This window comes from Undibacterium sp. Di26W (assembly GCF_049340265.1).
Taxonomy (GTDB): domain Bacteria; phylum Pseudomonadota; class Gammaproteobacteria; order Burkholderiales; family Burkholderiaceae_D; genus Undibacterium.
The window spans coordinates 37158-51246 of the sequence record NZ_JBMPOR010000023.1 but is presented as its reverse complement, the minus strand read 5'-3'; the positions used below and the strand labels follow the sequence as shown (position 1 = coordinate 51246).

At 49.8% G+C, this 14089-nt stretch carries 19 protein-coding genes; 9 read left to right on the top strand and 10 right to left on the bottom strand.

Features of this window, described 5'->3' with window-relative positions:
• Window positions 1-2: 2 nt before the first annotated feature.
• The 3 genes from ACO0LM_RS22395 to ACO0LM_RS22385 all read right to left on the bottom strand — a co-directional run bounded on the left by ACO0LM_RS22395 (window position 3) and on the right by ACO0LM_RS22385 (window position 3256).
• The gene (locus ACO0LM_RS22395) at window positions 3-1589 is read right to left on the bottom strand and encodes a relaxase/mobilization nuclease domain-containing protein (protein ID WP_423040081.1); all 1587 of its coding nucleotides are present in this window, start codon (window positions 1587-1589) and stop codon (window positions 3-5) included.
• Window positions 1586-1927, bottom strand: a complete 342-nt coding sequence (locus tag ACO0LM_RS22390; protein WP_423040079.1) for a hypothetical protein — start codon at window positions 1925-1927, stop codon at window positions 1586-1588. Before ACO0LM_RS22390 ends, ACO0LM_RS22395 begins: the two co-directional genes overlap by 4 nt.
• Before the next feature lie 567 nt (window positions 1928-2494).
• The gene (locus ACO0LM_RS22385) at window positions 2495-3256 is read right to left on the bottom strand and encodes a hypothetical protein (protein ID WP_423040077.1); all 762 of its coding nucleotides are present in this window, start codon (window positions 3254-3256) and stop codon (window positions 2495-2497) included.
• Between the two features lie 173 nt (window positions 3257-3429).
• Here ACO0LM_RS22385 and ACO0LM_RS22380 point away from each other — a divergent pair, with 173 nt between their 5' ends.
• Entirely contained in the window at window positions 3430-4950 is a 1521-nt protein-coding gene (locus ACO0LM_RS22380) for a type IV secretory system conjugative DNA transfer family protein (protein ID WP_423040075.1), read from the top strand.
• A 4-nt stretch (window positions 4951-4954) separates the two neighbouring features.
• Here ACO0LM_RS22380 and ACO0LM_RS22375 read toward each other — a convergent pair whose 3' ends face one another.
• The gene (locus ACO0LM_RS22375) at window positions 4955-6112 is read right to left on the bottom strand and encodes an ankyrin repeat domain-containing protein (protein ID WP_423040073.1); all 1158 of its coding nucleotides are present in this window, start codon (window positions 6110-6112) and stop codon (window positions 4955-4957) included.
• 90 nt (window positions 6113-6202) lie between these two features.
• Here ACO0LM_RS22375 and ACO0LM_RS22370 point away from each other — a divergent pair, with 90 nt between their 5' ends.
• Genes ACO0LM_RS22370 through ACO0LM_RS22345 form a run of 6 tightly spaced genes read left to right on the top strand, consistent with a single transcriptional unit; the run spans window position 6203 to window position 8751 of the window.
• Window positions 6203-6892, top strand: coding sequence for a hypothetical protein (locus ACO0LM_RS22370; protein WP_423040071.1), 690 nt, complete (start codon window positions 6203-6205; stop codon window positions 6890-6892).
• On the top strand, window positions 6889-7533 hold the full coding sequence (locus ACO0LM_RS22365; protein WP_423040069.1) for a hypothetical protein: 645 nt from the start codon (window positions 6889-6891) through the stop codon (window positions 7531-7533). Before ACO0LM_RS22370 ends, ACO0LM_RS22365 begins: the two co-directional genes overlap by 4 nt.
• A 17-nt stretch (window positions 7534-7550) precedes the next feature.
• On the top strand, window positions 7551-7763 hold the full coding sequence (locus ACO0LM_RS22360) for a hypothetical protein (RefSeq protein WP_423040067.1): 213 nt from the start codon (window positions 7551-7553) through the stop codon (window positions 7761-7763).
• Window positions 7747-8112, top strand: a complete 366-nt coding sequence (locus tag ACO0LM_RS22355; RefSeq protein ID WP_423040065.1) for a hypothetical protein — start codon at window positions 7747-7749, stop codon at window positions 8110-8112. Before ACO0LM_RS22360 ends, ACO0LM_RS22355 begins: the two co-directional genes overlap by 17 nt.
• A 3-nt stretch (window positions 8113-8115) precedes the next feature.
• Complete coding sequence (locus ACO0LM_RS22350) at window positions 8116-8430, top strand: hypothetical protein (protein ID WP_423040063.1); 315 nt, start codon at window positions 8116-8118, stop codon at window positions 8428-8430.
• Between the two features lie 24 nt (window positions 8431-8454).
• Entirely contained in the window at window positions 8455-8751 is a 297-nt protein-coding gene (locus ACO0LM_RS22345) for a hypothetical protein (RefSeq protein ID WP_423040061.1), read from the top strand.
• A gap of 38 nt (window positions 8752-8789) precedes the next feature.
• Here ACO0LM_RS22345 and ACO0LM_RS22340 read toward each other — a convergent pair whose 3' ends face one another.
• The 6 genes from ACO0LM_RS22340 to ACO0LM_RS22315 all read right to left on the bottom strand — a co-directional run bounded on the left by ACO0LM_RS22340 (window position 8790) and on the right by ACO0LM_RS22315 (window position 12804).
• Window positions 8790-8942 carry a hypothetical protein gene (locus tag ACO0LM_RS22340; protein WP_423040210.1) on the bottom strand — a complete coding sequence of 51 codons (153 nt, stop codon included), beginning with the start codon at window positions 8940-8942 and terminating at the stop codon, window positions 8790-8792.
• Window positions 8943-9043: 101 nt separating this feature from the next.
• Complete coding sequence (locus tag ACO0LM_RS22335; RefSeq protein ID WP_423040059.1) at window positions 9044-10219, bottom strand: amino acid ABC transporter substrate-binding protein; 1176 nt, start codon at window positions 10217-10219, stop codon at window positions 9044-9046.
• Between the two features lie 9 nt (window positions 10220-10228).
• Window positions 10229-10876: a hydrolase gene (locus ACO0LM_RS22330; protein ID WP_423040057.1), complete on the bottom strand. Its 648-nt coding sequence runs from the start codon at window positions 10874-10876 to the stop codon at window positions 10229-10231.
• Between the two features lie 55 nt (window positions 10877-10931).
• The gene (locus ACO0LM_RS22325) at window positions 10932-11321 is read right to left on the bottom strand and encodes a nuclear transport factor 2 family protein (RefSeq protein ID WP_423040055.1); all 390 of its coding nucleotides are present in this window, start codon (window positions 11319-11321) and stop codon (window positions 10932-10934) included.
• A gap of 23 nt (window positions 11322-11344) precedes the next feature.
• Complete coding sequence (locus ACO0LM_RS22320) at window positions 11345-12199, bottom strand: pirin family protein (protein ID WP_423040053.1); 855 nt, start codon at window positions 12197-12199, stop codon at window positions 11345-11347.
• Complete coding sequence (locus tag ACO0LM_RS22315) at window positions 12199-12804, bottom strand: FMN-dependent NADH-azoreductase (protein ID WP_423040051.1); 606 nt, start codon at window positions 12802-12804, stop codon at window positions 12199-12201. Before ACO0LM_RS22315 ends, ACO0LM_RS22320 begins: the two co-directional genes overlap by 1 nt.
• A gap of 85 nt (window positions 12805-12889) precedes the next feature.
• On the opposite strand from ACO0LM_RS22315, the gene ACO0LM_RS22310 reads away from it, so the two are divergent.
• Together ACO0LM_RS22310 and ACO0LM_RS22305 are read left to right on the top strand one after the other, a co-directional pair.
• Entirely contained in the window at window positions 12890-13264 is a 375-nt protein-coding gene (locus ACO0LM_RS22310; protein WP_423040049.1) for a winged helix-turn-helix transcriptional regulator, read from the top strand.
• An 82-nt stretch (window positions 13265-13346) separates the two neighbouring features.
• Complete coding sequence (locus ACO0LM_RS22305) at window positions 13347-13853, top strand: hypothetical protein (RefSeq protein WP_423040047.1); 507 nt, start codon at window positions 13347-13349, stop codon at window positions 13851-13853.
• Window positions 13854-14089 lie beyond the last annotated feature (236 nt).

Here is a 14089-nt window from a genome sequence, read left to right as displayed (position 1 = left end):
ATTTATCGAGAACGATCAGTGTTACGCCCTGAGCCACTTGGAATACGTGATTTAGTAGCAGGTAGATTTTGAGTATCACTTTCGCCTTCACGATTTTCAATTGTTTTTTCTGCATTCTTTGAGGCCGCTTTGAATACCGTAGAAACCTCCGGTAGGTTCAGGTACTTCCTCTGCTTCGCTTCCTCAAAGTGTTCCGTTAGCTTCCCATCCATCTGAAGAACAGCCTGATCACGCACCAAGTGTCCTATTGGCTGCATAGCCCCGCCATCCCGCTCCCGCTCTCTTTGCTGACGCTTGGTGTCACGCATGAGTGCCGTCACCTCCCGCTTGTCCACGGCATCAAGGGCTATAACCTTCCGCTCCACGTCTTGGCTTTGTAATTTCTGCCGCAGATCAAGAGACTTTTGCTCCTGACGCTGTTCCTCTTTCAGCAACGACCGGTCCTCAAGGTAGCGCTGCGTTTGCCGTGCGTCGGCGTGTCGCGCCAGTAATCTCTGCAATTGGGTGACACCGCTCACGCGTCCGAGAAAAGCAGCAAGCCCAGTCGGGCGATTGTCGAGGCGACTTTGCCTCACTTCTCGCATATTTCGTTGATGCCGAAGGCGTAGCTCATCTCGTTCCTGGCGATGCTGATCCCGCAGATGTCCGCGTAGTTTTGCCTGCTGTAAAGACAGTGCTGTAACCTCATCAGTGACTGCCTGTCTTCGGCGCTGCTGTGCGTATTTAAGCGCCGCCAACTGGGTTCCATAGTGTTCGGCGTCAAGGGATTTTTCAATGACCCGGCGATGGGCCTCTACCAGCTTGCATGCCTCCTCTGTACTTGGCAGAGAGGCTAAAGGAAATTCATCCTCCAGATAGACCTTCAGGTCCCTCACACGTATGCTTCGGTCGTCAATCTTCCTTGCAAGCGAATGCGTACCCCCATAAAGGTCCACCAGAACATAGCCCCGACGCCCATGCGAAAGAAGGTACCCCCGCTCTGTCAACGCCTTTACAAAGGTTTTTGGATCATCGCTATGCCGCCACGCATCGGTAACGTACTCGGTATGCTCTGCCTTGGATATGCCAGTGCGACGCTCCTGCTCTTTTTCATACAGGGATATTTGGCCTATTTTTCTGGATTTATCATATCCTGACGGTAATTGCAGATTGTGGTCCAGTGCAAAGCCGCGCGTTACCCGCATCAGCTTGTCATGATCGAAGGCCAGATGAACGGCCTTTTGATTGTCAGCGTCAATGCGTGACCAAGCCACATGACAATGCTCCCGCCCATATTTCGTATGAAAGACGATGGCGCGGGGCTGGTCAGCAAGTCCGAGCATGTCCTCAGTACGCCGGATATAGTCCATATACTGCTCGCGGGTGAGCGCTCCTTGCTCAGGATCAGGATTGATGGAAAGACTGTAGAGATACTTCTTACACTTGGTCAGCGTATCTGCCTGAACCTGCCACTCTTTGAATGCACCGTGCAAGTCCGCAGCCACAGCTCCGCGCAAGTGCACAAGTTCTGTGAGTTCGTTATCGTGCGCATTCATCAAGTGAGTTGCCAAGTCCTGGCCCCCGCCTCGTTGCGATGCAAAGGGGATCATGGCCGACGCCCCAGGACAGCCATAAGACAGCTTCTGATCTCGATTAATTCATCACGGCAGGCATTTAGCTCTGTTGTCTGTGCCAGTCCGCCACTGTCCTCCAAAGTCCGCAGGCGGTCATTGATGCGCCCGGCCTGAACAAGTAACATGGCGGCGGCTTGTTCATCGAGTGGCGAGTGCCGCCGCGCATGCGGTGCGGCCTGGTTGAAGATAGCTGCCGTGATGAAGGCATTGATGGATAGACCGGAATTCTCTACACGTGCACGGAACTCATCGCGCAAGCTTTCAGGCGGGCGATAAGAGATGGGCGCTTCGCGCTTGTGCTTCGGTTTGTCCATCGTCACACGATAATCGAGGAAACGAACAAATCTCCTCGTCTCGTCCACGCGGCGTCCAGCATGGCGACGAATAAGCGATGAGATATCAAAGGTAGAGCGGCAGTCTTCCTTTGAACGGCCACGGTGCCGGGACACCGTTCGCGGTCCACGGGTGCGAACACCCTGGTCGTGGTCCACGGGCGCGAAAGCCGTGGTCGAGGGTGGCAGCGGGCTATGAAATGCCCCTCCGCGATGAAGTCCAGAAGAGAGCCGCAGTCTTTCTGGGCGTGATGCACCGGCGAAACGGGGCGACTTCCAGCGACGAAATCATCCAAAGATGATGCAGGACCGGAAGTTCCGAAAGGGGTCTGCGGGAAACGTCCGGTTTCCCCAGCAAGGTGAGCGTGGTAGTACCACGCACACCTTGTGGTTTGAAGCTTTGTCTTTTGCTCTCTCATCTTTTCAGGTTAATAGCTGAAAGATTAAGGAGAAACTAAGGTCGTACAGATTGAAGATCTAGCATACCACTGCTATACGTTACAATCTGCTTTGGCATGTCGTAGCCCCATAAAAGTCTTATGAAGATGCCTATTGATGTGTTCTCATACTCGTCCAGAATGGTATTGAAATCAGGTCATGTTGTGGAGCCATGGTTTCACCCACGGACTTACGTACAGGATTAGATGTCAGTAAAGATGTTGAGATAAAGACACCAAGAGCATCTTCAATAAAACTATTCATAATTCGCAACAAGTCGATCATTTCAGGAATTAAAAGTGGAATTGCTTCTTTTATATCGGTGGCGCCGCATTGCTGAAACATCCAGTGCTGTGCAATTGCATCTGCACTAGCGTAAAAGGTATTTCCTGTTTGCTCACCAAAATAAATTGAATCATCAGCCCAATCATCTTGAGGCGTCACAAATGGTTTCCACTCTGAAAACGTAGGGAAATGGAAGCCGATAACGTTTCGCAAGTCAGCGAGCCATTTAGCTGAGTTAATGGCCTTGTTTAATTCTTTTAGACGAACTGGACCGTTCGTCATGTTTGGTAAGATGGCATTCCTTAAAGTTACAGCAACTGCTTTGCTTCGTAATTTGAGATTAGCCTCCCATATTTTTGAAGATGCCATCCTAAAAAAAAAGAGCGCCTGAGAAATCTCCGGAAGCAAACGTGCAGTACGCATATCCTCGTGTTTTGGCAAGGAAAAACCAATAATTTTCTGAAGGGAAATAAGTTCATTGAACATATGCCCCAGTAGATAGTACGTATAACGATCCTCTTCAGAAAGCCTCCGTATTGCGTCTAACGGTATATTGATCTCGAACATTTTCACGGATTGGTTCGTCATTTTTTATCCCTTCAATTGACTGCATAAATATCTGTACGGTAATACGCAGGGTAATTACCCCACACGTATTCATAAATATTAACTTACTCAATAGTATTCGGAGTGGAGGGCGCGAGGATTTTTAAGATTTTGAGCCGCTAAAATGATCTTTCCTAAACCAACGGAGAAAAATCATGACTGCATTCGCCAAAGACTACATGCACGATGTTCCACGCGGGGATACAATCCGACCATTGCGGATGCAACGCATACCGCAAGCCTGCTGGATGCCTCTAGAGGATATCCAGAAAAGCGAATTCCTGAAATATCATCCACGCAATCCGGGGAAAAAGATATTAATAGGCGCTTTGGGTGATCAACTCATCGGCATTGAAGATGACCGCCACTTGGCCACAATCGCAAATTCCCGTTCGGGGAAATCCGTAGGATTAGTCAGTAATTTGTTCTTCTACCAAGGGAGTATTCTTGCGACTGACCCGAAGGGTGAACTGGCCTTACTGACGGCTAGGGCGCGGGAGAAGCTGGGCCAGAAAATCCATGTGCTGGACCCGTTCAAGGTCACAGGCGATGCCACTAACCAGTGGCAGGCATGCTATAACCCTATGGATGTTCTCGATGCGGATAGTCTTACATTTTTGGAAGACGCAGCTTTGATTGCCGAATCCATCGTCGTCCAGACTCCCGGCACCAAAGACCCGCACTGGGATGAAAGTGCAGAGCACTTTATTGAAGGACTGATTATTCACGTCGCGACCGCTCCGCAATACTTGGGTATGCGGAACCTTGTCACGGTACGTCGCCTGGTAAGGAGGGCACTCAATAAACCCAAAGGCGCATCACCTGAAACGCATCCTGCTCTGTTCAAGGAACTGGAGGACAACGCGGATGATCTCATGCAGAATGATGATCTGACGGTTATTGGGGAAGCGTTGTTCGCAGCAGCAACATCCTTCTATAACAAAACTGATAGCGAATTGGCGGGTGTGTACTCCACAATTGGCCGTCATACGAAATTCCTCGACTATCCGGCCTTTCGCAATACGCTTCAGCGCAGCGATTTTTCGTTGCGAGACCTGAAGGCGAAACCGGAAGGGGTAAGCGTTTATCTCTGCTTCCCCGCAACGCGGGTGGCCATTTCAAAACGCTGGATGCGCCTGTTCATCAATCAGTTGCTCGATGCGATGGCGTCCGAGAAAACGAAGCCGCAGGCTCCGGTTCTCGTCTGTCTGGACGAATTCCCGGCCCTTGGCTATATGCAGCAACTGGAAATGGCAGCGGGGCTTATCGCATCCTTTGATGTTAAACTCTGGATAGTCTTGCAGGATTGGAGTCAGGGCAGAGCGCTCTATGGCGAACGATGGGAGACCTTTATTGGTAATGCTGGAACGGTCCAGTGTTTCAGCGTTACTGATCTTGCTACCACGCGTTATATTTCGGAGCGACTAGGGAAAACACCAGTCGAAGTCACACGTGTAGGCGAGGTTGGACAAAAGCAGCGTGGTGACGGTTTGGCCGGGTATTCAGAAAGTATCGAACTGCATCCCCTGCTCACTCCCGATGAAGTATCACGTATGTTTGCAAGGGATGATCGGTTAATGCGCCAACTCGTGCTTTATGCGGGCCATCATCCCATGATGTTGCAGCGGGTTTTGTACTACGATAGAAATGGACCGCTCACACCATATATGCGCTAATAAATTATCTTGCCTGCGGCATGGGGTCTATGCCGCTAATCTGCCGTTCACGCTTTCTCCTGAGTAACCGAGCTAAAGCATAATCGCGTGACCATTCTATTGCCAAACAAGCTGGCGAACGTCCTTGTAGATCATTCTTCGTAAAGTCACATTTTTTGCTTTCTATCAAAAGTCGAATGCCACTACGGAATCCTCTTACAACAGCATGTTGAAGCGCCGTCATGCCTTGCTCGTCACGAACATTAGGATTTGCACCTTCTTGTAACACAGCTTGAGTCCACATAAAATCCCGTCGTTTTATTCCTTGAATAAGTAAGGAAGCTTGTCGCCCCTCAATGTCAACAAAACCTAGTTGATATATTATCTGTCTAAAATCTTCAATCTCTTCGTCTTTGAACCGATCGTTTTGAAACCGATAGATCCCTATATCGGCCAGCGTTTGTTCTATTAACCCGAGACTATGTCCTTTGCCCTCACCTACACGGACTAAATATGGTGATGAGTTTTTCAAAAAATTAACAGCTAATTCGACATAATGGATTCGATCAGACGTATCGCCACCACATACAAAAATATGCAGAAGGTTTTTTTTCGTCGCAAGAAACCCATATCCCTTTCGTATCATCTTCGACATGCCATTAGGAACACGTTGATTTATCCCTCGTCTTACACGCCACTCAGTCTTGTAAGTATGTTCCTCAACAGCAATAATAGCTTTCCCTGAATCAACTGTAAATTTAAGTTCGATGGTCTCATCCGGGGTACTCATGTCAGGAATAGTGACGTAGTACCCATCATGGATTTTAGCTAGACTTTCTCTCGCCTTTGCTGGGCCATTTGCCATGAATTGGTGAACCCCACGGGCTTCACCATGGTCGCCATCCAGGTCCTGCAGTTCCTCCTCTGTTAAAAATCCCTTATAGATGAGAAAATTTTTGACCGCATCCATCTTGTGGTCTTCTGGAATTTTTCCATCTGAAACAAGGCGGCGAAAAACCTCATACAAAAATTGTCCCTTACCCTTCTTGAAGAATTTTTTGTTTTCGGGGCACTCCTTTAACTGAGCAAAGAGTTTTGTAATCGGCATGCCCGATGCTCTTTCTTCACGATAGTCATTGAGGCGGGCGCATATTCTGTCGTTCTGCCAATCTTCAAAACTCATAGAGGCTCCCTAAGCTGTGTGAGGATTTCAAGAGGATATCAAGCACGTCGTGCACTTAAAATTTTTCTTGCAAAATTTTATGGAGCGCACATGAACATTATATTCAATTCCCCAATCAGCAGTAATCCTTCCACAAAAAGCGGCCATGACAAGAATGGAAACATCTTCTTTGTCGTGCGACCGCGTGAACTCACTCCGTTCCGCGCAAAAATGTCCGACCGGTTCACAAAAGGCGTGATTGACACCCTAAAGGCGATCTTCGCCCTGGGCTTGCTCTACCTGTTCTCGGAATCCAGGTTGTCTCTGGAATCGGCGGCAATATTCGTTGCTGAGATATTCATCTTCGGTTGGTTGGTCTCGCAAGCGTTCCGGAAAATGCTGCGCCAGACAACAACGATCAAAATGACCCAAGAGGCCATTAGCCTCAGACGTTGGTGGGGCTGGCAGCACTTTGACCGTGCAATAGAGCATCGTTTCATATTGATCGATCACAACCTCACCCGTGAAGAGGCGATACGGAACGATTTTGAGGGGCGGGAGAAGCAAAAGGAAGGGAAGGTCATCAAGGCGGCTGTGTACTACGGTCAATCCGCTCACGTGGTCCTGCTTTATGCAGGCCAACGTATCGACTTGCTGACTGTCTACGACAAGGCACGTGCTGCCGATGTCGTTATGCGACTCCAATACTGTGATCGCGAACTTGATGCTGATGGCGGGAAGAACTCTAGTCATCACGAAGGCGCTTGGACCACCGACACACCTGGAGGGCTGAAATTATGACACTCAATAATCCGTTGGTGCTGGTCGGTGCAACCGGCCTCGCTTTGCTCCTGCTGCTGATTGGCGGCGGCGTTGCGCTGAAATTCTTGGTCTGGGCGTTCGGCGCGACGATACGCCTATCGCTCAACCTGATCAAGGCTCTCAGCGCCGGACTAATAAAGGTTACTGCGTTCGCCGCTACTGTCATCTGGCGGCTTATCCGCGAGGCATCACAGTATACGTTCGAGCTGATCATTACAGCCATTCTGGAGGCCGTGACACCGCTCTTGAAGAAGCTCCGCGCCACTATCTACGGGCACCGGGATGAGATGCGCGAGAAGCGCAAGGCGCTCATGGCATCTATTTCAAATCCAGACCTCATAGAGTCCCAGGTCAAGGACATCAACCCGGTGCCGATGTCCTCCCGTGTCGAGCCAGTATTGGGAAATGCCGTCGCGCAACCCAGCGACGCCGAATACCGCAACGCGGTCGCAGTACTGGGACTGGACGCAGTTTCAAACTTTACCTCCGTCGATTTGAAGCTGCGGTACAGCAAACTCATTAACAGTTTCAGCAGCGAAGAAGCCGAAACGGCGAAAGCGATGACCGATCAGGTCAAGACCGCACGTGATGTCATCAAGAAGGTACGTGGGTGGATTTAATAAAACAGGAGAACGACATGAAAAAGATTTTAAATTGGATCGGAGCGACGATGATTGCCTTGTACATCGGCGCGTTTTTCCGGGCCTATATCGAAGACCATGAGGTGACGGCTAACGATCAGACCGTACACTTCCAGTGCGTAGCGGCTACTGGCGAGGACGTTCCATGCAATGACAGGGACGTTCAGTTCATCATGTTGAACGAGAACAACTATGTCCGACAAAAATAACCCTATTTCCGGCAAGGCCTTGCCCGTAAGTCCTCAGTTCAACGAGCATAGCAGCAAGACGACCGGGTCTGATACGCCCACAACACCACCAATAGTTTCTCCTGTCATTCTGGAGGCCATCCGCAGGCATACTGAGAAACTGAACTATGAGATGACGACAAAGCTCGGTCGGCTCCAACAGGAGCAGATCGCAGATCGCGTCGCGGCCAAAGACCATGCCGCTCATCGCGTCGATCCGGACAATTTTTCCGGTGACAATGCGCCCCAAAAACTGGTAAGCAAGGAAGATGTCCGGCAACAGACGAAGGGCATCCTCACTAACGAATCGGAGAAGGGCAAAGGGCTTTAGCGAATGACACCAAAGCTTCTCATGGAAGAACCGTACACGCGGACGGTGGTTGATCCCACCGGCCACGCGCATGAGATCACCTTAAGCGGATGGTACTGGGCTTGCCTCGACTGGCTGCATGCGGAAACCGATTACACCGATGCCGAAATCATTCGTCTGTCTTGGGATGGCGCGAAGCAAATGGAAGCCGAGGGGACAATGCGCCGCCCTGGCGATCTGGCCTTTGAATTTTCTGAATCTCTTCGCCTGACTATCTGGATCGCCACATGGGGATTGATAAACAAGGCCCAAGGCCTCTCCAACGACAATTGGGGATAAGTAGTGACACCACCAAAGCTTCTCATGGAACAACCGTACACGCGGACGGTGGTCGATCCCACCGGCCAAGCGCATGAGATCACCTTAAGCGGATGGTATTGGGCCTCACTGGATTTTCTTCATGATGACGTGAAAATTAAGGATTCGGACATCATCGCAAAAGCTTGGCGAAGTGCAAAAAAGATGGAAGCCGAGGGGACAATGCGCCGTCCCGGCGATCTCGCGCATCAATTCGCGGAATCATTCCGTTTGCTGATCTGGGCGACCGTCTGGGGCTATCTCAACAAGTCCTGGGGACTGTCTAACGACAATTGGGGCTAGTATTGAAAGCAGATCGTGCGGTCTCCTGACAGAAAAAATCAATCTGCGCTAATAGTACGTATTCTCATCAGGACAGGAAAAAGCCCTGTCCACCGGGTGAGTGGCGCGGGTGCATGCAAATTGATCGTCAACATACGCCGCGCAATCCCTATATCCTTCTGCAAATCGGAAAAGCGTCTGGGGCCTTCCAAAAGAAAATGAATCAATACTGTTCGCCAGCAGCCACCAAGAATTTTTATGGCCATCTCAAGGGGGCTGCATCGTTCGCTATTACAGGCATTTCCATGTGAGATTAGCCGTAAGGAAATCTAGGTTCTCCAGAGGTAAAGCTTGGCGGTGTTACCACGGTCTGCCTTGACCCATTTCGGAATTGCTCAACATCATGACCGGATATTCCTTGGAATTGAACTTGCAGAACCCTGGGCTCTGCCCATTCACCGTTTACGCCAAATGTGACCTTGCCCATGACGGTATCAAACGCGGTGCTTCGTGCGTATGCAGCTAAACGTGCATCATCGAAATCGCCTGTTGCTTCAACGGCCTGAGCGACAACCTGCATCTGGGCATAAGCAAGCGGTGCCATGTAGTGCCCCAAGGGATCAACGCCAGCTACAACGGATCGTGCCTGATAAATATTCAGAAATTGCTGCACGCCGGGGAACATCATCTTGGGAACCGGCTGCCAGTATTCGTAATTCACAAAACCATTGAGCAACGGGCCAAGCGCAGTTTTTACCGCCGTGTTCTGAGGGCCGATCATGCCGCCGCCGACCATCTTTGGGCGGAATGGGTGTGCATGAATGGTTCGCACAAGACCTATTGAATCAGCGAGGTAAGAGCAGAGAAATAGTAAATCGCACTTGCTTTTGGCAACGGCGTCGATGACAGGCGTAAAATCCTCGGTCGTCAACGGATAAGTAGCTTCATGGACGATTTGAAAGCCGTATTTTTTGGCGTTGGCCTTAGCGCCGAGGATAGGATTGCGCGAGAATTCAGCATCCGCAGACAACAGCGCCACGGTTGCAGGTCGAGGGGTCTGCTCTGCGGCCAAAGCAAAGAATCCTTCGGTCAATGCGGCGTTGGGGTCTGGGCCAGTTGGGATCATGGCAAAATAGTTCGGGTAGTTCAGCGTGTTGTTAACGCCAAGGCCCATCAGTCCAACGAAAAAACGTCCTCGCGCTATCATTAATGGCATGGCCGGAAGTATTGTGTTTGTACCGTAACCACCGATGACAAGATCAACCTTGTCTTCGTCCATTAGCTTTTCGTAGATTGCGGCAACGCTTGATGCATCCGCATGATCATCATAGCGGACAAATTCGACAGGGCGACCAAGCAAGCCACCCTGTCGATTAATGTCTTCCCGCCAAATCTCATGAGCAAGCTGTGCCGACCGGCTGTTATCTGCGACGGGGCCAGTGAGCGACAAACAATACCCAATACGAATGGGCTGTGAATTGGCGGGCATATTGATCCTCTACTTGGCGTGAGTAGCGAGAAGTTGCAGCTCCCAAGCCAAGGCAACGGCACTACCGCCGCCATGTTCAAGAACGACTTGCGCGACGCCAGCGGCGGTCTTTTCACGCGCCCAATCACGTTGCCATTCGCCCAAGACGGCCATCCATGTGATAGGAACGGCACCAGCCTGAACCATACGGCGAACGGCCATGTCGTGCGCTTCCAATGACACGCCACCCGAAGCATCTGTAACGATGAATACGTCATAGCCTTCGCCAAGCGCCTGTATCGCGGGCATAGCAAGACAGATTTCAGTGTAGAGCGCGGCCAGAATAAGTTGCTTACGCCCACTCTTCTTCACAACGTCGGTAACTTTCGGGTCTTCCCAAGTGTTGATGAAGGTGCGGTTAATCGGCTTTTGGTCAGGGAAAACATCTTGCAGTCCCTTGATGACATAGCCGCCGCGTTCTTCAATCACCGTCGTAAGGATCGTCGGCACATCAAAAACCTTAGCCGTTTTGGCGAGGCCGATGACGTTGTTGATAATCATCGTCGGTTCGTGACTGTTCAAATTGGTAAATTGGTAGGGCTGGTGGTCGATCAGTACGAGGATGCTGTCTTCGGGACGAAGCAAGGCATCAAGACCTGTTTTTGCGACTTTAGACATAGAAAACTCCCTTGATTAAGTTAGGTTGGATATAGGCTTTGTTGTGTGGAAACGCTCAAGCACCCACGGGATCGAGAAAGACATAGAGGGAATGGATGCGTCCTTTCTCGAAATGGGCAACATCCGTGCCGGTAACGGCAACAGGGCCGTTAGCTGGACCCGAGCGCCATTTAAGACGCCCGATATTGTGGTGACCGACGGCGGGGCCAACGGCACTAAAGCCAAAGTTCGGCGGCAGGCTGGAAAGCAAACCAGTTACGGCCTCATTGATAGCAACATGGCCTTTAGCTTCTGCACCGGGTTCATACAGAACAGCGTCTTCGGCATAAAGTTGGCGGATTGCCTCAAAACGCCGCTTGGCGTCACGTTCGCCAAACACGCTGTTAAGGTTCGCCTGCATGAGGCGATCATAATCGATGGAGTCTACCTGCGCTTGATTAGTCATTTTTCACTCTCCTGATTAAAAACTTACAGTCTTCCCGCACGTTGCAATTGCTTACGGACATTCTCGATGTTCTGTTCTCCGCTCTTGAGTGTTGCGGCGCTCGTATGTACCGAATAATTTCCCATCACGAGGTCATGCGGATGCGGCACCGCTGAACCCAATACAAATTCGGTATCAGCTTCCGCATGAAAATCGATTGCGTCATTCGATGACTCGAAAATCACAAGCTCACCCGCATTGATCTTCTCAACCGTTTGCAATTGGCCTGAATTAAGCGCAACCCAACCGACGGTATGACCCACTGGTGGTTCGTAGCGCCATGTCTCGCCAGCCTTTAATTGGACAGCGAGATAATTCATAGATGCTGGTGCTTTGAGCGCACTGGTGATGCCCTGATATGTTCCCAAGAGAACACGCACCGGGCCTACAGTTTTTATCTCTTCTGGTGACTGATAGATGTTTTCTACTGGCCCGAGTTCCTGATCGGATGGCAACGCTACCCAAAGCTGGAAACCACGAGTATGTGTATCTTCTGGGCCGCCAGCGTGCCATGCGCCATTTGCGGCCTTGAACCATTCAATACCACCTGCGGATAAAGTGCCGGTTGCACCATTGGAATCTTCATACCAAACACTGCCCTCAAACAGATAGGTCAGCGTGGCGATACCTGAATGGGGATGCAAAGGTAGCACCATTGCACCGTTCATCTCGAAAATATCGAGAAAGACAAACGGTTTCAATGCTTTTCCCAAATCACCCGGACTCATTAATCGAGTGATTGGCCCATGCGAATGCTCATGGGTTCTATGAACAATTTTGCGCGGTGTCAGAACGTTCTCGTTCTTTGGTGACGGAGCAGCACTGTCTGTCTGCGACATTATGCAGCCCTCCTTGCGTCTAGAGCAGCGATCTTTTCTTTGGCCTTTGCCAACGAATCCGCACGCTTTTCGGCACCCATGCCTACGCCTTCGATGAGAACCACTTCAACATCAGTAATGCCGACGAAGCCGAGAACCGCCCGCAAATAAGTTTCCTGATAATCCATTGCCTTCATCGGGCCTTCGGCATACATGCCGCCGCGCCCCAAGACCAACACAGCCTTCTTGCCTTTGAGTAAGCCCTCAACGCCACCAGCACCGTATTTAAAGGTCAGGCCAGCCCGTGCGATATGGTCGATCCATGCCTTCAAGACAGAAGGAATGTTGAAATTGTACATCGGCGCTTCAAGAACGATGATGTCGCTGGCGACAAGCTCGGCAATCAGTTCCCGCGACAAAGCCAGTTCTGGCGCATTAGGGTTGGTGTACATATTATCGACAAATACCGGCGCAATATGCGGTATAGGGTTTTGAACTAAATCACGGTGAATGACTTTTGCACCAGGATGGGTCTTCTTTAGCTCATCCATGGCAGCCGCCCCGATTTCCCGGCTGACGGAATTATGAAGATTGCTGCTGGAAGCAATGTGAAGGATGGTTTTCATGGAGCAGGCCTTTCTTGCCATAAGTTCTTAATATTTCTATAGTAATATATAGTAACTACCTAAAAGCCCGCAAGGAGGCACATTCATGACACCTAGTAAAAAGAAGTTGCCTGAGCATACTTGCGCAGATGTGCGCCGTGTTGTGGATCGAATCGGGGACAAATGGAGTCTCTATCTTATCGGCACGCTAAATGAAGGACCAATGCGCTTTAATGAACTGAGGCGCAAGGTAGAAGGAATTTCCCAGCGTATGCTGACTTTGACTCTGCGTGGCCTAGAGCGTGATGGACTGGTACAGCGCAAGGTTTATCCAACAAATCCGCCAAGCGTCGAATATACTTTAACCGACCTTGCAGATACCCTGCTTGAACCAGTGCTGGGTTTGGTCGCGTGGGCGAAGGAAAACACCGGGGTCATCCTGCAAGCACAGGAAAAGTACGATAAGAAGAATGCAGACTGAAAGGATGCGGGAGATGCTACTCGCAACATAATTAGTCATTGTTTACGGCTGTTGCACAGTGTTCAACTAAGAGAGTGCCGCTATGGATACATTAAAGGTGATGGGTAATTACTTCTTACAAGGAGAACACCCTATAGAGCTTATTAAATTATTAGCTACAATTTTAACTGCCTACTTCACTGTTACTTGGTCGTTAAAGCGATTTTTAAAAGAGAAAAAGTGGGAAAAGAAATCAGAGGCTTACTCACGCATCATGGAGGCTCTACATCACTTAAAGCGAATTCAACTGTTGTATCTTGATGATGAATTAGAGCGAACAAAAATTGATGAAAAAAAGATGGCAGAAATTAATCTGCAATCTAAACAAGCCAGAAATGAAGTAGAAAAATATATAGATATAGGTAGGTACTATATTTCTGACGAAGCGATTGCTGCTTTAGAGAAAATGCACAGCGTTCACGAAGAGTGTGTTGATGAATGGAACAGTGGCGCGGCAATGCTCGAGGAATTATATAAAAAAGAATTAAGTGCTGTAAAAAACTGTTTAGATACAATTAGAGCAATAGCCATAAAGGAGGTTCACAAATAAACGGGCTTTGTCTGAATTGTATTTTTTTATCTAATGGGTGAACAGCCATGAAGCCACAAAATTTTGGAATCGGTGGAAAGTCGCCGATGTTTCTTCTCATCATCCGTGCCAGAAAGCACGGATTCATATCAGGACAGGGCAAAGCCCTGTCCACCGGGTGGGGCGCGCGGGTGGCATCAAGGCCAGGGGCGCGGTTTTCCAAAAAACAAGTAAGGCACACAGACTCTGTGTGCTTT